Raw genomic sequence first — 20,363 nt, 5'->3', positions numbered from 1 at the left:
CAGCCGATCGCATCATGGAGACTTATCACTATCTACTGTTCGATCTCAACGAGACTCGCTACGGACTCGACGCTCGCGTCGTTCGAGAAGTCTTTTTTCTACCCGAAGTGACTCCCATCGCTGAAGCGCCCCCCGATATCGTCGGCGTTCTCAACCTGCGGGGCGCGATCGTGCCGGTGATGGATCTCAACTTTCGCCTCGGCCGGAGGTTCCGTCAACGTCACGGCGTTCTCCGACGGGACTACCGACTCAGCGATAGCGTCGCGATCGTCGAATGGAAAGGCTTTCGTCTGGGAATGGTGGTCGATCGCGTGCGTGAAGTCGTCGCAGTCGAGACCCGAGACGTCACCTCTGACTTGTCTTACGGTCGAGAAAACTCTCCCGAACAGCGTTTCATTAAGGGAGTCGCCCAAGTCGAAACCGATCTCGTCGCACTCCTCGATTGCGAAGCCTTAGTCAGAGACACCCGCGATCGCGCTGCGGACGCGCGAGATACGCCCGAAGCCGAAGAAGAAGAAGACATCTCGACCTCAGAAACCCCCGACCTGCCAGTATTTTGCCCCAACGCCACCCCCGAAGAGCGGGAGATTTTCCGCCAACGAGCGGCTCAATTGCGGATGGTCGCAGAGGCTCCAGACGTACAGAACGTCGTGTCTCTGGCAGTCGTCGGCCTGCACGAAGAGTATTTCGGCATCGATTTACAGATGGTGCGCGAGTTTGCCACCGTCGGCAAGGTGACGCCGGTTCCCTGCTGTCCCCCTCGCATCGTGGGGAATATGAACTTACGGGGCGAAATTTTAACCCTCGTCGCCGTTGACGAACTGCTAAACCTGCCGAACGTCGAGCGTCAGGCAAAGAAAGCGGTCGTCGTCCAAGTGGACGATATCGTCGCGGGAATCGCTGTCGATGAAGTGTTCGATGTCGTTCGCGTCAATCCCGTTACGATGTCGGCGATCCCGACGGCGGCGCGACGGACTGGTGATGAATATTTACGGGGAACCGCTCCTTATCGGGGTAAAGCTCTAACGGTTTTAGATATGCACAAGATTCTCACCAAGGGAGAACTCGTCGTCAACGAAGAACCTTAGTCGAGAGGGGGAGAAGGGGAGAGGGGGAGAAGGGGAGAAGGGGAGAGGGGGAGAAACTATTAACTGTTCCCTGTTCCCCGTTCCCTGTTTTCACTGGTGACTGGTGACTGCCTGGTAGCATAAACGGTATCGAGGACAACAGATTGTTTTCGAGATTATTGCTAGTGAGGTTGTCGGATGTCCGCTCGAAACCCGAAACTTAGTGTCCGTTTAATTCCTGAAATTTTGCACCGACTCCAAGGGGGAGAGGTCGTCCTTTTACCGACTGCGACGACTTATGCCCTGGTCGGTAATGCCTCAGACATGGGTGCGATCGCTCGGATTCGCCAACTCAAACAGCAATCGTCTTCCGAGCCTTTGGCGTTGTTCGCTCGCTTGGATACGATCGATCGCTTTGCTCGCCCCAATGCCGACGCCAGAGCGTTAATCGCGAAATTTCCCTATCCCGTGACTTTGGTTTTACCCAAAACGGATGAAGCCCCCGAAGGCGTCACGGCAGGCTTCGACTCGCTCCTCGTTTGCTGTCCCGACGAATTCATCTATCAGCTTGTCGGCGAAAGTCCGTTTCCCCTCGCCTGCGCCTCTGCTAGCATCTCGTCTGACCTAAAAGCGACGAACTGTCGGGCAGCCGTACAACTGTTTGGCGATCGCGTGTCCTTTATTGTCGATGGCGGTTCGTCCAAGTACGGTCGAGGTGGAACGATGGTCGATTGCACCCTCGATCGTCCGACTATCCTCAAATACGGCCCGGTGTCCGTTGACGATTTGCGTCCCATCGTTCCGAATGTGGAACTTCCATCCCATATGCGGAAGTGACGATCGCGCTGGCAGCAGTGAGGTGAGGGAACGAGGGAGATACTGTTTACCCGTTTGCGGTTTTCTGTTAACTATCCTTACCGTCCCATGAGACCGCCGCTGAGTTTGCGGATGGCTCGGTCGGCTACGTCGGAATAACGAAGTTCGCCGCAGAGGATTTTCAGCATGATCTGGGTGGCGATGGGTTGTTTGATGGCGACTTTGTAGGCGAGGCCGGGAAAGCGGTAGAGGGCGCCGGCCAACCGCGACGCCCAGGTCATGTCAGCCCCCCAACTGTCGCGAACCGTTTGCGTGTAGCCTTCGAGTGCGTCGGTATCGCCAGACAAGGCGAGATCGATCGCTTCGGCGGCTTTGAGACCACTAAACATCGATGGGCGGATGCCTTCAGCGGTGAGGGGATCGACGAATCCCGCTGCTTCGCCAGCGAGCAGGGCATTTTGGCTGTGGAGCTGGCGATCGCCGTCCCACAACAAGACCGCTCCTTCGGTAATTTGGCGGTTTTCGGCGGGAAGTCCGACGCGATCGGCGTATTCCGAGAGGGTTTTCGAGAGGTTTTTGCCGTTCCCCCCGATAAACGTACTCGTGGAAACCGAAACGCCGTCTGCTTTGGGAAACTGCCAGATAAAGCCGTTTTTCACCTGTCCGAAGGCGAAATCGATGGGAGCTTCTGCCGAAGGTTCCATCGTCACTTCTAACGTGGCTGCCGATCGCGTTTTCGGGGTTTTGAGCTTGAGCCATTTAGCACAGACGCCGTTCGAGCCGTCTGCCGCGATGAGATAGCGACCGGCGACCGGCTCGGTGTCCGTTTCGACCCACACGCGATCGCTCTCGAAGCGAATTCCCGTTACCGTCGTCCCGTCCCGCAGTCTGGCCCCTTGAGACTTAGCCTGCGCGATTAAGAAATCGTCGAAGCGATCGCGTCGAACCATCCACATCGGCTCGTGGGTTTCGAGTTCGACGACGACCGGGTCGTCGTACTTCCAGGTGTAACGAACCGTCTTCACCTTCCGCGAAATGGCGGGGGAGAAATCGAAGTCGAACCACTGCGCCACCGCCGGGGACACGCCCCCGGCACAAGGGCGATATCTCGGCTGAGGCTGCTTGTCGAGGACGAGTACCGATCGCCCCTGTTTGGCGAGGTGATAGGCGGCCGAACCGCCAGCGGGTCCTGCACCGATAACGATGCAATCGTAGAGTTCGGTCATCGAGTGTTTTTCTTGAAATCCGTCAAAGTTCAATTAGTCTGGCAATTACGCGCAAACCCTGACGGACGCAACCCTAGCACAGATTTTCAGAGCTGCCTACTCAGGCCGACTTACACGGTAGTAATATCTTTCTCTTTAGCAGCCAAGAGTTTGTCAATTTTCTCCGTATATTTGTCCGTGAGTTTTTGAATCTCGTCTTGCAAGTCGCGAGACTCGTCTTCGGAGATGTCGCTGTTTTTTTCCTGTTTCCGCACGTCGTCGACGGCGTCGCGTCGAATGTTACGAATCGAGACTTTGCCCTCTTCGGCGTATTTCGACGCCATTTTGACGAATTCCTGACGGCGTTCGCTCGTCAGCGGCGGAACGTTCAAGCGAATGACTTTTCCGTCGTTGTTCGGCACCAACCCCACGTCCGAGGTGGAAATCGCCTTTTCGACCCCTGCCAAGCTGCTGGGGTCGAAGGGTTGAATCATAATCGTACTGGCGTCTGGGGTACTGATGCTGGCGAGGCTCTTTAGGGGGGTGGGGGTGTTGTAGTAGTCCACCATGACGCGATCGAGCAGCGAAGCGTTGGCGCGGCCGGTGCGAACGGTATTGAACGCCCGTTGCGTTGCCTCAACCGCTTTCTGCATTCGATCTTCTACATCAGTTAACATCGCAAGATCCTCCTACAATCGTTCCAACGGGTTCGCCCGTCAGGGCGCGACGGATGTTCCCGTGTTTGGATAGGTTAAACACTATGATAGGGATATTGTTCTCTTTACATAAAGCGATCGCCGTACTGTCCATCACCCGCAAGTCGTTCGATAAGACGTGGGCGTACGTCAAACTTTGGTAGAGGTGAGCGTCGGGATCGACCGTGGGATCGCGATCGTAGATGCCATCGACTTTTGTGGCTTTGAAAATCGCTTCGGCATCGATTTCGGCCGCCCGCAGTGCGGCTGTGGTGTCGGTGGTAAAGAAGGGATTGCCCGAACCCGCGCCGAACACCACGACGCGACCTTTTTCGAGATGGCGCATGGCGCGGCGGCGAATGTAGGGTTCTGCCACTTCCTGCATGGCGATCGCGGTTTGTACGCGGGTCGGAACGCCAATTTGTTCGAGGGCGTCTTGTAGGGTCATCGCGTTCATCACCGTCGCGATCATGCCGATGTAATCGGCGGTGGCGCGATCCATTCCCGCCGAGGCTGCTTTGATGCCGCGAAAGATGTTTCCGCCTCCAACGACGATCGCCACTTCTATGCCTTCTGCCACGACGTCGGCGACTTCCTGAGCGATGTCTTGAACCACCACGGGATCGATACCATATCCCAGGTTGCCCATTAATGCTTCACCGCTTAACTTGAGTAGTATTCGTCGGTAAGCCGTTCCCATGTCCTACTTCCCCTAGTGAACCGCCTCCAACTATACCAGGTCGAGGTGTTGAGGGGAGGAAGAGAGACGAACCGTCGCCAGTCACCAGTCACCAGTCGCCAGTCACCAGTCACCAGTCACCAGTCACCAGTCGCCAGTCACCAGTGGCAACAGTTGACAGTTTCTCCCCCTCTCCCCTTTTCCCCCTCTCTTTCTAGCTTCGCCAGACGATGGGACAGCCAACGGGTGGGGTACTGACGGGATCGATGGGTTGGTTTTGTAGGAGGCGCTCGAGAGCTGTTTGAAGATAGGGGTTGGCGATCGCCTGTGGGTTGTCGGGGTTGTCGTCGATGCAACCGTGATAGCGGACGACTCCATGGCGATCGACGAGAAAGGCTTCGGGGGTGACGCTGGCTCCGAAACTTTGAGCCACTTCTTGAGTCACGTCTCGCAAATAGGGAAAGTTCAGTCGAACGTCTTCGACGAGGGCTTTCATGTCATCAAAGCGATCGCCCTGGCTTTGTTCGGAATCGTTGGCGTTGATGCCGATGAGGGTCACTCGGCGATCGCGATAGTCGGTTTGGAGTTGTTTGAGGCGCTCGAAATAGGTGCGGCTGTGGGGACAAGTGTTTCCTAAAAAGACCACCACGACGGCCGGGTGGGTGTCGAGATAGCGGGCGAGATGGTGAACCTCGCCTCGGGTTCCGGGAAGCTCGAAGTCGGGGGCGTAATTCCCGACGGCTGTTCCTGTGACGCTCATAGACGTTTTTTCAACCTGTCTTGCGCTCGAACGGTTCCCCCGAACTTTGGTTCGGAGGGTTTGGCGTAGAAGTTAACGGCGTTTTCTCGATGGATGCACCCTGTCGGGATCGCGCAATTTCGCGATACCCCACTATTTTATAGGTCAATTTTGCTGCCGTAAATTCCGATACCACAGAGTCGGCGACGGGACATAGTTCCATGATATCGGCGCCGATGAGGGTGCGATCGCGACACAGGCGACGTAAAAATTCGAGGGTAGTGTGCCAGCCGAGACCTCCGGGTTGCGGCGTTCCCACTCCCGGTACTAAGCTCGGATCGAGTCCGTCGAGATCGACTGTGAGAAACACCTTTTCGGTGCCAATGCAGTCGATCGCGCGATCGATCCAGTTGGGATCGCCTGCGATGTCGTCGTCCCAAAATACTGGAATGTTTCGCGCTCGGATCAGTTCGGCTTCTTCGCGGCAGATACTGCGAATGCCGACGGGTAACGAGGGACAGCCGAGTTCTAACACCCGGTGCATGACGCAGGCGTGGTTGTAGCGAGAGCCTTCGTATTCGGTGCGTAAATCCCCGTGAGCGTCGATTTGCACGACAGTAAAGGGATCGTCCCCCAATGCTTGACGGTATCCTGCCACGACGCCTGCGGTGATGCTGTGTTCGCCGCCGATGCTGACGACGAATTTACCATCGTTGACGCAGCGGGCGATCGCCTCTCGGACTGCTGCGAGCATCTCGACTTCAGAGACCGCTCCCTGGCGAGTGTCGGCGATGGGAGCGTGGGTGTGAATTCCCACCTCGAAACAGGTTTCGCGCCCCAGTTCCACATCGTAATATTCCAACTGATCTGAAGCCGCTAACAACGCTGCCGGCCCATGTTGACATCCGACGCGATATGTGGTAGTAGCTTCGTAGGGAATTGGTAAAATCACGACTCGGGCGTTATCGTAACCCACATCGACTTCTTCACCGATAAACGGAAGCATTTCAGGTCGAGGTATAGACTGAGGCACAGTTTCGTTGGATTTCCACGCTAGACGCCAATCTATTATCGAGGAAGTCGCGACGTTCGGAAGCGGCGATCGCGCGACGGTTGCCAACTGCCAAAGTTTATTGCTAATTTCATCCAAACACCGTACACTTTTGCGATACTAACCCTAAACCTGCATTCTTTGTCGTCCCGTCCGAGTTCCGTACTGGGATTTCGTTCTTCGAGCGAAATGTCTCGAGTTGCGGCGCACCGGACGCCCCGAAAATTTTGTTAAAAAATTCTGTTAACAAGGATTTGGCGAACCTGTCAAGAAGGCAGCTCGCTGTGATATGTCACCCGAGCGAACCGATTTAAATCCCTTACCTGCTGTGTCTGTGTCGTTACAGCCTGCCACACCGAACGAGCCGACTCCACCTTCCGAGCCGACTCCCGTGTTTGCACTCAAAGCGTTAGTGGCGCGATTGCACCGGGAACAAAACAAAACACAAGATTTGTTAAGTTCTCTGGGGTTCGCGCTGCGAAGTTTTAACAATCTCAATCAATTTCTCGAACTGATTCCTTTAGTCGCCAGTCGCGTAACCGATGCTGAAGGAGGTGCGCTGATCCTGTTCAAACCCGACGGTCAGATCCGCCTGCAACGGTTACACTGCCAAGAAGGCCAGTCCTGTACGGATATGCGCCGCGCTATCGAGACGGTAACGCGACAGCTAGAACCCGAAGGTGCGACGCCGGGAGAACTCGACGAACGAGTGGCTCAGTATTTAGGAGAAGAGTTGCGCTTGTTCGGAACGCCGATTTCGATTCAAGATAAGGAACGGGGACGGCTGTACGTTTTTAGTTGCGATCCCAATTACCGATGGACGGAAACGCGGCGTAAGTTGGTGCAACTGGTGGCCGATCAAACGGCGGTGGCGATCGTCAACGACGAACTGGCGGCGGAGTTGCGACAGAAACAACGGCTCGATCGCGAGTTGGAAATCGGAGCGGAAATTCAGTTGCGCTTGCTTCCGAGTCAATGTCCCGAGATTCAGGGAATTCGACTGGCGGCGCGATGTCAAACTGCCAACCGTGTCGGGGGCGATTATTACGATTTTATTCCCACGAGTCACGATTTGGTGCGATCGCGTCGCTCGGAAGCGTCGGGACGAGGACGTTGGGGAATCGCGATCGGCGACGTGATGGGAAAAGGGGTTCCGGCTGGGTTGATCATGACCCTGACGCGGGGAATGCTGCGATCGGAGGCGTTGAACCAACATTCTCCCGCGCGGATTCTACAACATCTCAACCGTGCCATGTACGCGGATTTGGAAAATTCCCACCGTTTCGTCACGTTATTCTATTCGGAGTACGACCCGAAAACGGAAACCTTGTCCTACAGCAACGCCGCTCACAATCCACCGTTACTGTGGACGTCGAAAACGGACGAAATGTCTCGGTTGGATACCTGGGGAATGTTAGTGGGGTTGGATGCGGAAACGGAGTACGAAGAAGACAGCGTCGTGTTAGAAGACGGCGATACGATTTTGTTTTATACGGATGGCTTTACTGAAGCCTCAAACCAACACGGCGATCGCTTCGATGAAGAAAATTTAGTGGAGGCGTTTCACACCATCTGTCAGCGTCGCCAAACTCCAGAAGAGATCTTAAATTATATGTTCGATCGCGTCCACGAGTTTATCGGCCCCCACAAGTCCAACGACGACGATATGACGCTAGTTGTGTTACAAAAAAACGAACCGTCATAATCGTTTTTCTTTTTTCTTTTTTCTTTTTTCCTTCTTCCTGTCTGTTTTTTAACCGTTTAATTCCTCGTTCTTATGACTAATCCAAATACGTGGAGCCAACGATTTGAAACTGCTCTCGATCCGACGATCGCTCGTTTTAACGCCAGTATCGGTTTCGACATCGAACTGATCGAGTACGATTTGACGGGATCGATCGCCCACGCCAAAATGTTGGCAAAAACAGGAATTATTTCGGAAGAAGATAAAGAAAACCTTGTTTCGGGACTCGAGCAAATTCGTCAAGAATATCGAAACGGTGAATTCAAGCCTGGAATCGATGCCGAAGACGTACATTTTGCTGTCGAGCGAAGATTAACAGAACTCGTTGGCGATGCCGGAAAAAAACTCCACACCGCGCGATCGCGCAACGATCAAGTGGGAACCGATACCCGGCTGTACCTGCGGGATAAAATTACGAAAATTCGCCAATATTTGCGAGATTTTCAAGCCGTTCTGGTCAACTTAGCCGAGAACCACGTCGAGACGCCCATTCCCGGCTATACACACCTACAACGCGCTCAGCCTCTCAGTCTCGCCCATCACCTCCTCGCCTATTTCGAGATGTTCCAGCGAGATTGGGAACGGTTGGGGGAAATCTACCAGCGAGTCAACGTTTCGCCGTTAGGATGCGGGGCGTTAGCCGGAACGACATTTCCTATCGATCGCCACTATACCGCCGAACTCCTGGGATTCGATCGCCCCTACGCTAACAGCTTAGACGGCGTGAGCGATCGCGACTTCGCCGTAGAATTCCTCAACGCTGCCAGTTTAATTATGGTGCATTTGAGTCGCCTTTCTGAAGAAGTGATTCTCTGGGCGTCGCAAGAATTCAATTTCGTTCAGTTAAAAGATAACTGTTCGACAGGTTCGAGCATTATGCCCCAGAAGAAAAACCCCGACATTCCCGAACTGGTTCGCGGAAAAACTGGGCGCGTCTTCGGACATTTGCAGGGAATGTTAGTGTTAATGAAATCCCTGCCTTTGGCGTACAACAAGGATTTACAGGAAGATAAAGAAGCCCTCTTCGACGCCGTAAAAACTGTCAGCGGTTGCTTAGAATCAATGACGATTCTGTTTCGCGAGGGGTTAGAATTTCGCCGCCAACGCCTTGAAGACGCCGTCGCCGAAGATTTCTCCAACGCCACTGATGTCGCCGATTACTTGGCGGCGAAAGGGGTTCCCTTCCGCGAAGCTTATAACCTAGTTGGAAAAGTGGTTCGTACCTGTTTAGCGTCGGATAAGTTACTCAAAGACTTGACGCTAGAAGAATGGCAAGACTTGCATCCGAAATTCGAGGCGGATATTTACGATGCGATCGCGCCGCAACAGGTGATTTCTGCCCGAAACAGCTTCGGCGGAACTGGGTTTGACAGAGTTCGCGAGGCGTTAAACGTTGCACGAGAACTAATGAATTTAGAGGAGGTGAATTAGACGAGATCGATGACAAGATCGCTCTTAAGCTATTTTTTTCAATCGTTCAAAGCTCGATCTAAATTATAAAAAACAAAATAAGATCGAGCAAAAAAACAATGCCATAAATTAGATCTTTAAAGATCTAAAAGATCGAAAATATTTTCTCGAAAATTTATGAATACTTTAATTTTCAGTATCTCTGGCAAGCGATCGCTCATTATTAAATATAAAAAAACAGACATAGACATTGTTTTGAAAAAATGTAAATACGCAAATGAACACAATCGTACCGTTCTTTCTAATCGTTAACGAAATTGAAATTTGCTTTCATGGCATGGCTCGTAGTGGAAATCATGCAGCGATCGATTGGATAATTGGCATGAGTCCTCATCCTGTAGACTACTGGAATAATGTCGCCAATTGTCCTAAAAAAATATTTTTTAGAAAGAAGCAAATCTTACTTCGCAGCCACGAAAACAGATCTCTTTCCGAAATGAGTCAGAATTTTTTAGAAAAAGAACACGATAATTATTTTGGAAAATCTCGTAAACGTTTCAATGTATTGCTCCTTCGAGATCCGTTTAATTTATTTGCAAGCCGTTTAAAGCAAGTCTGGAACCAAGGATTAGATGAATTGAAAACGGGTTTTGTTATGGGACATCCCTCTTACCAATACGGACAAAGTACTCCTTCTGAATTTGTTAAAGTTTGGAAAGAACATGCTCGCGAGTTTTTGGGAATTACGTCTTACTTAAGCCAACCTAAAGTTCTCATTAACTATAATCGTTGGGTGACTGACAGAGATTACCGAATAAAAATTGCATCGGACTTAGAGCTGTCTTATCAAGAAGAAACACTACAAAAAGTTGTAGGTAAAGAAGGGAAAGGAACGGGAAGTTCCTTCGATCGGTTTGAATTTGCTAAAAAAGCATCCAAAATGAAAGTTTTTGAGCGATGGAAAGCAATGCAAAATAATGCGAATTATCGCTCTTTGTTTGAAGATACTGAAGTTTGGGATCTCTCTCAACAAATTTTTGGAGAGATTGCTGGAACGGAAGTTCTTTATCCTAACTAAAGTGCCGATCTGAATTCTCGAAGGTGCTTCTCAATTTCGTAGCATGACTCCTCCGCGCCTCAACTGAGCGCGACTCTCGGCTGAGCGATCGTCGAACGCCTCGCCGAACGCCTCGCCGAACGTCCTCCGGCACCTCCCCGAACTCGCGGGGAGGATGGGTGGGATTCCGAATAATCGATCGCAATATTGACCGAGCGTTTGAGACGATCGACAGCCGTACCAACTCGCGATCGAACAATGATATTTATTGCCTTCAATTTACAAGGATATGAAACCCAAATTTACCAGCCAACTGGCGTGGCATCAAGCACAAGCCCTCATGCAACCTGCCTTAATTCGCATTCTCGACAATTTACGAAAACTTCTCGAACAATCGTCGTGGAAAGGGACGTATCACGAAATCCAAGTTCCGATTCCGGGGTATCAATTGCGATTAGAACGCAACGGTTCCGAGAAAACTATCGATATTTGGGAACTCTGCTATCAAGTGTGCTTCCTCGACTATCAACCCACTCACACCCCCAACGAAACCCAGGAAGTCGAAATCGATACCAGCCTGTTTGACGGAAACGAAATTGACTGGGAACGTCTCGACGAAAAAGCCAAAGCGATCGCTCGAGGGGTGTTTGGGGAAGAGTAAGGACAAGCAGTTATTTCTGTCTTCACTGGGGACTTAAACCTGGCGATCGCGGTTTTTCAGATCTTCTCTTCCCTCTAAAATAGAAACATCGATTTTTCGAGATCTAACAGGAGAAGTGCCGTGACGGACTGGCAAAGCTACCTGAATTCCATCGAACGGGAGTTCGATCGCTGGTGGGAGCGTGACGCGCTCGTGGATTTAGCCAGGCGCGATCGAGAGGCACAACCGTCACAAGAGTCTTGGCTGAATCTCGAGTTGAAAGTGCAAGCCTCCGATCGCAGTCCGAAAGCTCGGTTGTTGGATTTGTCAGAGGCATTGCGAGCCTACGCTCGCGATCGCGTTTTACTGTGCGGTGCGCCGGGATCGGGAAAGTCCACGGCACTCGTGCGCCTGTTGCTGGAGTTAGCTGAAACTGCGCGGGAGAATACCGACTCGACGGTCAAAATTCCCGTATTGGTGAAGTTACGGCTGTATCGCGAGTCTGTCATCGATTTGCTGCTGGGAGAATTGGCGCGACATGGCCTATCTCTGTCAGTGGAGGAACTGACACAGCAGTTGCAAGCGGGGCGGTTTTTCCTGCTGTTCGACGACGTGGAGGCGTTACCAACGGAAGCAGCGCAACAGGATTTGTGGGAATTTCTCGATCGATATCACACCATGCCGACGGTGTTGGCGATGCAGGATTTCCCGACTCAGAGAGAGTTTGGCATCGAGAAAAAGCTGACGGTACAACGGCTCAGAACGTCCCAGGCGAGCGATTTTATTGAGGAATATTTTCCTGAAATTGCGGCGCAGTTGTTGCCCCAATTGTACGGGCGATCGCAGGAGTTCGCCGAAACGCCGCTGCAATTGCAAATGCTCTGTGTCGCATTCGATCGACTCCGCGCCGTTCCCGAAAATCTCGGGCAGATGTTGCGAGCTTTCGCACGTTACGATGACGAACAAACAGACGAGTCGGAGCGGGAAGCTGGGAATCGACTGTTGAAGCAGTTGGCATCTCAAAGCCTCGAAGGAGATGGACTGACGGCGCGAACGAGGGTGATGTCTCGCCAGCAAGTTTTGATTGGATTCGCGGAATGTTTCAGAGAAGTGGGAGTTTCGGAATCCCAGGAAGCAGCGACATCTTGGCTGAATCGTTTTTTACGCCATCGCCTGTTACGAGAACCGGTAGATGGACAAATTGAGTTTCGCCATTCACTGTTACAGTCGTATTTCGCCGCCGAAGTCTTGTTAGAGCGGTTGCCGCATTTGAGCGATGAGGTGCTGACGCGGGATTATCTCAATTTTCTCAAATGGACGGAGCCAATGGTGCTGGCGTTGGGATTGCTGGAGGATGAGGCGCTGGCGGTGCGAGTAGTGTGGTTGGCGTTCGTGCAGGTAGATTGGATGTTGGGGGCGCGGTTAGCGGGAGCGGTTCGGGAGCCGTTTCAAGCGCAAATCGTGAGATCGATCGCCGAGTGGGAATGTTCGTCAGAGGGTTCGATCGAGCTGCTGAAAACAACAAAATCGGTTGCTGCGGTTCCCTTTCTACAAGATTACCTCAACAGTCAATCTTTAAATGTAAGCGGACGTGCGGCTTTAGCTTTAGGAGAGATTAGCTCGAACGCTTCTATTTTGGCTCTCAATGAAACGCTAGATAGCCCACAATGGAGTTCCCGGAGTCGCGAAGCGGTGGTTAAATCCTTGCAAAAGCTCGCACGTCGAGCGGGTGAAGCTGAAACACGAACTCTCCTTGAAATGTTGCCAGCTCCAGATCGGGTTCGTAAAGACGTGGTGAAAGAAGTGGCGAAGTCGGCGATCGAAAACATTGAAAGTCATGCGGCAATTCCTCCTCTCTTGGATGCAGTACTCAATTGGGAAACGAAATTGACAGCAACTCGCGATCGTAAAGTGGTTCTACAGGATTGTTGGGTGGCTCTGAGTGCTTTAGGGAATATCGGAAGTTCGGCTGCTGTGAATACCTTGATACAAATTTTCAATATTAAATTTCAGGAAGATATCGATCTAACGAATAACTCTACTATTATAGACTCAACGATTTCAGTGTTAGGAAAAATTGAGAGCCAACTGGCTGTCAACGCTTTATGTGAATTCTTGAATTATGAAAATATTTTCTTTGGACTTCGCAACCAAATTTTAAAACAATTAGGAAATTCTTATGCTAAATCAGCGATTCCTATCCTTTTAGATCTGCTCGATCGTGAAAGCTCCTATGTCGATAAACTTTGTGTCATTGAAGCCTTGCAGAAAATTGGCAGCGATTCTGTCGTTCCTCAGCTAGTCGATAAACTCCAGTATCCAATCCTTCCTGATTTTCACCAAGAAATGACTTTAGAGAAAGCATTTCAAGAGTTTTTAAAAAGAGGTCCCTATGTATTGCATTGGGCGATTGTTTCTACTTTAGGAAAGATGGGTAATGAGTCGGCTATTCCGTCTCTTGTTAGAATTCTCAACGATAGAAATCTTTTAGAAAGAGTAAATAGCCTTGACACTTCTATTTTTGGGCAAGAGGCGCTGTATGTGAAGGAGTGTATTCGATTCGGGTTTAAAGATGATATTTTACGAAAAGAAGCTGCTTCTACATTAGGTGATATCGGTAGTGATATAGCGGTTCCCGATCTCATTAACGCACTCAATGAAGAAGACGCGAAATTTCGTAAAGTTGTCATCAACGCTTTGGCGAAAATTGGCAGTCAGGAAGCTGTAAACGTTCTACTCGACATCTGCAACAATAAAAAGTCCGAAGATCGTCAAGTTGCTATCAGAGCCTTAAGAGAAGTCAAAAACAAAGCAGCGATCGAGACTCTCACTACAGCTTTAAACCATGAAGATAGTCAAGTTCGTCGCAATGTTGCTTTGGCATTAGGAGAAATTCGTGAAAACTCAACAGCCGATTCTCTACTCAGCTCTCTCAATCGTGAAGAAAAAAATCAAGACAATCGATCGATTTCTGACTTAATTGATGACCTCAATCGTGCATTTGATGCGGAAAACAGCTACTTATGTAGAGAAATTATCAAGAAATTAGGAAATATTGGGGACGATCGAGTCGTTTCTTCTTTTCTTGACTTTCTCGATCTTGACGATTATCAATACCTTCGCAGCGATCTTATTGAAGTATTGGGAAAAATTGGTGACAATCGGGCTGTTTCTGCAATCGTTCGCGCACTGCATGATGAAGAGACTTGCTTAGATTGTGAAGATGAAAGTTCATATGATTATTGTTGCGATGTTTTTGAATCTTCAATTAAAGCGCTAGAAAATATCGGTAGTGATGCTGCTGTAGAGGCTCTTATCGATTTATTTAAAGATGAAGAAGGATTATCGAGAGATAAAGGCTTTTATTCCCGAGATCGAGTGGCTGAGGCGTTAGGAAATGTTGGAGGTGACGCAGCAGCTAGCGTTTTGACTTATTCACTAGAGGAAGAAGACTTCGAGATATTTGAAAGTGCTTCTAACGCGCTTAGGAAATGTGCGAAAGGATACCATCTTCCGGAAATTAACCAGCATACCGATCTCCTTTTCTCGAACAGTAGCTTGTTCGAGATGTTGGCGGCCATTCAACAACGCTGTGGATACTATCGCCACGAACTCTTTCGCGAAAAACAGGCTCTTCTCCAATAATTCAGAACACTTCAGAACGATCGCACTAAAGACAGGGGGCAGTTTACCGCACTTTCCTTGTCTCCCCTGTCTCCTTCCGATTAAGCTAATAAGACAAATCCGTATTCAACTCGGCTACGACTTGTCATGAATCAGGCTTTACGGGAGATCCAAACCGCATTAGGAGCGAAATTCGGCGAAATTGCGCCGGGAGTCGAGGCACCTTTGAGTTTCGGAAACGACGCCGACGCCCTCAACGCCGCGAGAACCGGTGTCGCACTGTACGATCGCACCGCTTGGGGACGCTTACAACTGACACAGGGCGATCGCCTGCGTTTCGTTCACAACCAAAGTACCAACGAATTCAACTCGCGCCAACCCGGTGAAGCGTGCGATACCGTCTTCCTCACCAACACCGCGAGAACCCTCGATCTCGCCACCGCCTACATCACCGACGACGCCCTATTACTCCTCGTTTCCCCCAGTCGTCGCGAAACTCTCATGAAACTGCTCGATCGCTACATCTTCCCCGCCGATAAAGTCGAATTGAGCGATCGCACCGACGACACCGCCTGTTTGACCCTCATTGGCGAAGAGAGTCGATCGCTCCTCCAAAAACTGGGGATCTCCGACGACATTTCCCCCGCAACCCACCGCCTCGTCACCCTCAACACCCACGAAATCCGCATCGCCGCCGGAAGCGGCTTAGCCCTTCCCGGCTACACCCTCATCTGCAACGCCGACGCCGCCGCCGAACTTTGGAAAACACTGTACGACGCCGGTGCGACTCCCCTCGGCGAAACCCTCTGGAACCGCCTTCGCATCGAACGAGGACGCCCCGCCCCCGACGCCGAACTCACCGACGATTACAATCCTTTAGAAGCGGGATTGTGGCATACCATCTCCTTTGACAAAGGCTGTTACATCGGACAAGAAACCATCGCCCGTCTCAACACCTACAAAGGCGTCAAACAGCAACTTTGGGGATTGCGTCTGAATTCCGCCGCCGAACCCGGAACGCCAATTACCTTAGAAGATTCAAAAATCGGAAAACTCACCAGTATCGTGTCTACCGAAGACGGGTACGTGGGTTTAGGCTACATCCGAACTAAAGCCGGAGGAAAAGGCTTATCCGTCACCATTGGCGATGCGATCGCCGAGGTGGTAGACGTACCCTTTCTCTCCCGAGGATATCTAGCCGAGGCGATCGGGTGATGAGATAAAGACACTGTAACCCGATCGCCGTTTTCACAGTTTGCTGTTCGCTGTTGGCTGAAAATGTCTTTCTCCCCCTCTCCCCATCTCCCCCTCTCCCCCTCTCAAATTCCCATCACCTACAGCCCCGCTTATACCTTAGTTCCCACCTACGAATGTTTCAACCGTTGCAGTTACTGCAACTTTCGCGTCGAACCCGGAAGCGACGAGTGGATGAGTTTAGAACGGGGAAAAGAGATTTTAATTTCACTTCGCGAAAGTGGGGCGATCGAACTGCTGATTCTCAGCGGCGAAGTTCACCCCAACCATCCCCGGCGAAAAACCTGGTTTGAACGAATTTACGACTTGTGCGAATTAGGCTTATCGCTGGGATTTCTCCCCCATACCAACGTCGGACCTCTGACACTCGAGGAAATGGCGATGTTGAAAATCGTCAACGTCTCGATGGGGTTGATGTTGGAACAGATAACGCCCAAACTCCTCGACACCGTTCACCGAAACGCCCCCAGCAAACGCCCGGAATTGCGAATTCAGCAACTCGAACAGGCGGGAAGTCTAAAAATTCCCTTTACCACGGGTTTACTGTTGGGAATTGGCGAAACCCCCGAAGATTGGCGAGAAACGTTAGAAGAAATCGCCCGGATTCAGCGTCGCTGGGGACATATTCAAGAAGTCATTTTGCAGCCTCACAGCATTGGAACCCAGCAAGCGGAGGCTGGAACGGCGTTTGAGGCGGCGCAACTCCCTCGGGTGGTGGCGTTGGCGAGAGAGATTTTACCCGACGAGGTGACGATTCAAATTCCGCCGAATTTGGTGCAAACTCCCGAAATTCTCCTAGATTGTCTCGAGGCGGGGGCGCGAGATTTGGGCGGAATCGGACCGCGAGACGAAGTGAACCCAGATTATCCTCACTCCCACGATCGCGCCTTGCGGGAAATTCTCGATCCCGCCCAGTGGCAGTTACAGCGGCGACTTCCGGTTTATCCGCAGTTCGACGAGTGGCTGTCACCGAGGTTGCGGGTACAGGTGGAGAGGTGGCGATCGCATCTCGCCGATCCAATTTTTTCGGGTTGACACTCCATGCAAATGTGCTATAATGAGAAGGTTATTGTCTTGGGGACATAGCCAAGCGGTAAGGCAGGAGACTGCAAATCTCCCATCCCCCGGTTCGAATCCGGGTGTCCCCTTTTTGTTCTTCATCTCGCGTGTTGTCGGGCTTTCCAGACAGCATATCCGAGTAACGACGTTGCGCCTAACGCATAGGCTTGTCCGCTGGGGAGTCCCGCGAACGCCAACGCCAAACCGCCCACCCACAGCGTCAACGCATAAATAAACAGTACTGTGAGACGGTGAGACAACCCCGCATCGAGCAAGCGGTGGTGGAGGTGTCGCTTGTCTGCGGCGAAGGGCGAAATTCCGTTGCGAACGCGATCGACGATGACCGCCGACATATCGAAAATGGGAACCGCCAGAATAATATACGGTAGCAATACCGCCGTGACTGCCGTGGTTTTTACCAATCCGATCGCGCCGACTCCCGCCAGCGTAAAACCGAGATAGTACGCTCCCCCGTCTCCCATAAAAATCTGGGCGGGATTGAAGTTATAGCGAAGAAATCCCAACGCTCCACCAGCTAAGGCGGCGGCGATTAAGGCGGCGGCGGGTTGCTGCATAAACAAACTCACCACCAGCATGACGACCGCTGCAATTCCCGAGACGCCCGCAGCTAAGCCGTCTAAGCCGTCGATCCAGTTGATCGCGTTCGTCATGCCCACCAACCAGATTACCGTGACGGGCAAACTCACCGCATCGGCGAGTTCTACAACGCCCATGAAGGGGATCGACAAAAACTCGATGCGAACGCCGCAAATCGACCAGACTAAACTGGAAACGAGAACTTGCAGTAACAGACGGGTGACGGGGGAGAGGCTGAACAAGTCGTCCGCCAAGCCGATGAGGAAAAAGAATAAGCCGCCGATGGTAACGCCCCAAATTTCGTATTCTGTGGCGGGATCGAGAATTTGTCCGTCTGTATCGATAAATCCCCCGAGTCTCCAAACGAGGAGCAGGGCGATGAGGGTTCCGAGAAAAATCGAAACGCCGCCCAAACGAACCATCGGGCGATCGTGAACTTTGCGATCGCCGGGGAGATCGACTCGCCCGCTTCGCACTCCGATCGCTTTGACGATGGGCGTTGTAACGAGAACGACAGCGGCCGAGACTAGGAATGCGAGAACGTGATACAGATGTTGGGGCATCTGAAATGTTGGGGGGACGAGATCGCGCTTTAGTGTACCGCGATCGAGGCAGATCGCGCTATAAAAAAATAGACTTCAAAATTCGGACGTGGGCGTTTTCGCGGCGAATTCGCGACAAAAAAAGGGCAGCCCGCAAGACTGCCCGACAACTCTGTTATCGCGAGAATCTAGGTTACGCTAGAGCCGCAACCGGAATCCGTAAATGTGGATACAACGGGAATCGCTCGCATAAGGTAGCGACCCGCTGGCGGCACTGTTGGGCGATCGCGTCGTCTTCGGGGTTCGACAGGCGATCGGCGATAATGTTCGCGATTTCGGTAAATTCTTCGCTGCCCATGCCCCGAGTGGTCATCGCAGGCGATCCCAGACGCAGGCCGCTCGTCACGAACGGCGATTCGGGATCGAAGGGAACGGTGTTTTTGTTGGCAGTAATGTGGATGTCGCTAACGAGGGCGTCGGCCTTCTTACCCGTCATGCCGATCGATCTCAAGTCTAGCAACATTAAATGGTTGTCGGTGCCATCTGAAACGATTTTTAACCCGCGATTTTGCAGTTGAGTCGCCATCGCTTTGGCGTTTTCGATGACTCGGGCGGAATAGGTTTTGAATTCGGGTTTCAGGGCTTCGCCAAAGGCCACGGCTTTTCCGGCGATAACGTGTTCGAGAGGACCGCCTTGGCTACCGGGGAACACCGCTTTGTCGAATTTTTTACCCAAATCGGCGTCGCGAGTCAAAATCAAGCCGCCGCGAGGTCCGCGCAGGGTTTTGTGGGTGGTGGTGGTGACGACATCGCAGTAGGGGATGGGGTTGGGGTGATGTCCAGTGGCGACTAACCCTGCGATGTGGGCGATGTCGGCGAGGAGGTACGCTCCCACTTCGTCCGCAATTTCACGGAATTTATCGAAGTGAATGGTGCGCGGGTACGCCGAGTAACCGCAGATGATGAGTTTGGGGCGGTGTTCTAAGGCTAGTTCGCGAATGCGATCGTAGTCGAGTTGTTCGGTTTCCTGGCTGACGCCGTAGTGTTGGACGTTAAACCATTTCCCCGAAACGTTGACGGGAGAGCCGTGAGTCAGGTGTCCGCCGTGCGACAAGTCCATCCCCATGATGGTGTCGCCGGGTTTGAGGAGAGCGAGGAAAACGGCGAAGTTGGCTTGGGCGCCGGAGTGGGGTTGAACGCTGGCGTGGGCGGCTCCGAAGAGTTCTTTCGCGCGATCGATCGCCAGTTGTTCGATACCGTCGATAAATTCGCAACCGCCGTAGTAGCGTTTTTTCGGCAGTCCTTCGGCGTATTTGTTCGTCAGTACCGATCCCTGGGCGGCGAGAACGGCGGCCGAGGTGAAGTTTTCGCTGGCAATGAGTTCGAGGTGATCCCGTTGGCGTTGGAGTTCGCGTCCGATGAGATCGGAGACGGCGGGATCGGTGGTAGCGAGGAAGTCTAAGTTCGTCTGAGTCATAGTTTAGGGTATCTGACGGTTGGGCAGAGGAAGGTGTTGCGGACGAGACAGTGCGATCGAGACAAAAATTCGGGGTTGAGATCTTGCAGAGAACCAGTTTGGAGCGATCGAAACTCTCCAACCTTCTCAACGCCTCCAAATTTCTTATCTTACCGCGTTTGGGCGTCGCGGGGAAGAAGGGGGAGCAATGGAGCAGCGGAGACAAGGGAGATCGGGAAGAAACTGTTCCCCGTTCCCGATTCCCTGTTCCCGATTCCCTATCAACCATCAACTGTCTTCACTGGTGACTGGTGACTGGCGACTGGTGACTGAAACACTGCGTCTACAATGGAAATAGGGCAATTTAGGCAATTCTTGGAGGTGTTGCAGAAATGCTAGTCGTTCTGATGGAGGATCGAGTGCTTCCCCCCTGTCAAGTGTGCCAAGGTTGTTTGCTCGCCGATCGCAACGGACAACCTCGTTGGCATCACGGAAAACTCGATTGCGGACACGCCGTCGGGAAGCTCACTGATAAACATCCCAACCGATACGAGTGCGTGATGGGATTTTCGATCGCCAATATTAACTAGGGCTTGCTGTATAAAACTGAAATGCAGACCCGGAAAGGGTTTTGAGGATTTTTTTGACCCGCTAGTGCAAGGTTTTCCCATCGAGACGCTCAAAAACCTTGCATTTTCGTCGGCGATGGCCGATTTAATGGGGAAGCT

General features: G+C 51.9%; 18 protein-coding genes and 1 tRNA gene. 11 read left to right on the top strand and 8 right to left on the bottom strand.

The window, feature by feature from the left end:
* Window positions 1–14: 14 nt before the first annotated feature.
* Window positions 15–1,088, top strand: coding sequence for a chemotaxis protein CheW (locus tag POG22_RS18495; RefSeq protein WP_063716041.1), 1,074 nt, complete (start codon window positions 15–17; stop codon window positions 1,086–1,088).
* Window positions 1,089–1,265: 177 nt separating this feature from the next.
* Window positions 1,266–1,904: an L-threonylcarbamoyladenylate synthase gene (locus POG22_RS18490; RefSeq protein WP_017663259.1), complete on the top strand. Its 639-nt coding sequence runs from the start codon at window positions 1,266–1,268 to the stop codon at window positions 1,902–1,904.
* Window positions 1,905–1,981: 77 nt separating this feature from the next.
* Here POG22_RS18490 and POG22_RS18485 read toward each other — a convergent pair whose 3' ends face one another.
* From POG22_RS18485 to speB, 5 genes are all read right to left on the bottom strand, one after another.
* Window positions 1,982–3,109, bottom strand: coding sequence for a geranylgeranyl reductase family protein (locus POG22_RS18485; protein WP_498906755.1), 1,128 nt, complete (start codon window positions 3,107–3,109; stop codon window positions 1,982–1,984).
* Window positions 3,110–3,219: 110 nt separating this feature from the next.
* A complete protein-coding gene (frr, locus tag POG22_RS18480) occupies window positions 3,220–3,765 on the bottom strand; it encodes a ribosome recycling factor (RefSeq protein WP_498906754.1) in 546 nt (181 codons plus the stop codon).
* Window positions 3,755–4,483, bottom strand: a complete 729-nt coding sequence (gene pyrH / locus POG22_RS18475) for a uridine monophosphate kinase (RefSeq protein ID WP_498906753.1) — start codon at window positions 4,481–4,483, stop codon at window positions 3,755–3,757. Before pyrH ends, frr begins: the two co-directional genes overlap by 11 nt.
* 193 nt (window positions 4,484–4,676) lie before the next feature.
* Window positions 4,677–5,222: a thioredoxin family protein gene (locus POG22_RS18470; protein WP_498906752.1), complete on the bottom strand. Its 546-nt coding sequence runs from the start codon at window positions 5,220–5,222 to the stop codon at window positions 4,677–4,679.
* Window positions 5,223–5,232: 10 nt separating this feature from the next.
* Window positions 5,233–6,207 carry an agmatinase gene (gene speB / locus POG22_RS18465; RefSeq protein ID WP_498906764.1) on the bottom strand — a complete coding sequence of 325 codons (975 nt, stop codon included), beginning with the start codon at window positions 6,205–6,207 and terminating at the stop codon, window positions 5,233–5,235.
* Window positions 6,208–6,541: 334 nt separating this feature from the next.
* Here speB and POG22_RS18460 point away from each other — a divergent pair, with 334 nt between their 5' ends.
* From POG22_RS18460 to POG22_RS18445, 4 genes are all read left to right on the top strand, one after another.
* On the top strand, window positions 6,542–7,957 hold the full coding sequence (locus POG22_RS18460) for a PP2C family protein-serine/threonine phosphatase (RefSeq protein WP_498906751.1): 1,416 nt from the start codon (window positions 6,542–6,544) through the stop codon (window positions 7,955–7,957).
* A 72-nt stretch (window positions 7,958–8,029) separates the two neighbouring features.
* Window positions 8,030–9,427, top strand: coding sequence for an argininosuccinate lyase (gene argH, locus POG22_RS18455; RefSeq protein WP_498906750.1), 1,398 nt, complete (start codon window positions 8,030–8,032; stop codon window positions 9,425–9,427).
* A gap of 256 nt (window positions 9,428–9,683) precedes the next feature.
* Window positions 9,684–10,484, top strand: coding sequence for a hypothetical protein (locus POG22_RS18450; protein ID WP_498906749.1), 801 nt, complete (start codon window positions 9,684–9,686; stop codon window positions 10,482–10,484).
* 268 nt (window positions 10,485–10,752) lie between these two features.
* Entirely contained in the window at window positions 10,753–11,124 is a 372-nt protein-coding gene (locus tag POG22_RS18445; protein WP_063719591.1) for a hypothetical protein, read from the top strand.
* 103 nt (window positions 11,125–11,227) lie between these two features.
* Here POG22_RS18445 and POG22_RS18440 read toward each other — a convergent pair whose 3' ends face one another.
* Window positions 11,228–11,356: a hypothetical protein gene (locus POG22_RS18440; protein WP_498906748.1), complete on the bottom strand. Its 129-nt coding sequence runs from the start codon at window positions 11,354–11,356 to the stop codon at window positions 11,228–11,230.
* Between the two features lie 29 nt (window positions 11,357–11,385).
* Here POG22_RS18440 and POG22_RS18435 point away from each other — a divergent pair, with 29 nt between their 5' ends.
* The 4 genes from POG22_RS18435 (at window position 11,386) to POG22_RS18420 (ending at window position 17,129) form a co-directional block, all read left to right on the top strand.
* A complete protein-coding gene (locus POG22_RS18435) occupies window positions 11,386–14,748 on the top strand; it encodes a HEAT repeat domain-containing protein (protein WP_498906747.1) in 3,363 nt (1,120 codons plus the stop codon).
* Window positions 14,749–14,874: 126 nt separating this feature from the next.
* A complete protein-coding gene (gene ygfZ, locus POG22_RS18430; protein WP_498906746.1) occupies window positions 14,875–15,942 on the top strand; it encodes a CAF17-like 4Fe-4S cluster assembly/insertion protein YgfZ in 1,068 nt (355 codons plus the stop codon).
* Window positions 15,943–16,005: 63 nt separating this feature from the next.
* On the top strand, window positions 16,006–17,016 hold the full coding sequence (gene cofG, locus POG22_RS18425) for a 7,8-didemethyl-8-hydroxy-5-deazariboflavin synthase subunit CofG (RefSeq protein ID WP_498906745.1): 1,011 nt from the start codon (window positions 16,006–16,008) through the stop codon (window positions 17,014–17,016).
* A gap of 41 nt (window positions 17,017–17,057) precedes the next feature.
* Window positions 17,058–17,129 (top strand) — tRNA-Cys (locus POG22_RS18420).
* Window positions 17,130–17,138: 9 nt separating this feature from the next.
* On the opposite strand, the gene POG22_RS18415 is transcribed toward POG22_RS18420, so the two are convergent.
* Together POG22_RS18415 and glyA are read right to left on the bottom strand one after the other, a co-directional pair.
* The gene (locus tag POG22_RS18415; protein WP_063719587.1) at window positions 17,139–18,200 is read right to left on the bottom strand and encodes a glycosyltransferase family 4 protein; all 1,062 of its coding nucleotides are present in this window, start codon (window positions 18,198–18,200) and stop codon (window positions 17,139–17,141) included.
* 172 nt (window positions 18,201–18,372) lie between these two features.
* Complete coding sequence (glyA, locus tag POG22_RS18410; protein WP_063719586.1) at window positions 18,373–19,656, bottom strand: serine hydroxymethyltransferase; 1,284 nt, start codon at window positions 19,654–19,656, stop codon at window positions 18,373–18,375.
* A 371-nt stretch (window positions 19,657–20,027) separates the two neighbouring features.
* Between glyA and POG22_RS18405 the strand changes: the two genes are divergently transcribed.
* The gene (locus POG22_RS18405) at window positions 20,028–20,225 is read left to right on the top strand and encodes a hypothetical protein (RefSeq protein ID WP_017663244.1); all 198 of its coding nucleotides are present in this window, start codon (window positions 20,028–20,030) and stop codon (window positions 20,223–20,225) included.
* Window positions 20,226–20,363: the final 138 nt, after the last annotated feature.

Origin of the sequence: Geitlerinema sp. CS-897, from assembly GCF_028368005.1 — a bacterium.
GTDB classification, from domain to species: domain Bacteria; phylum Cyanobacteriota; class Cyanobacteriia; order Cyanobacteriales; family Geitlerinemataceae; genus Baaleninema; species Baaleninema simplex.
This window is presented reverse-complemented; position numbering and strand designations above follow the sequence as displayed.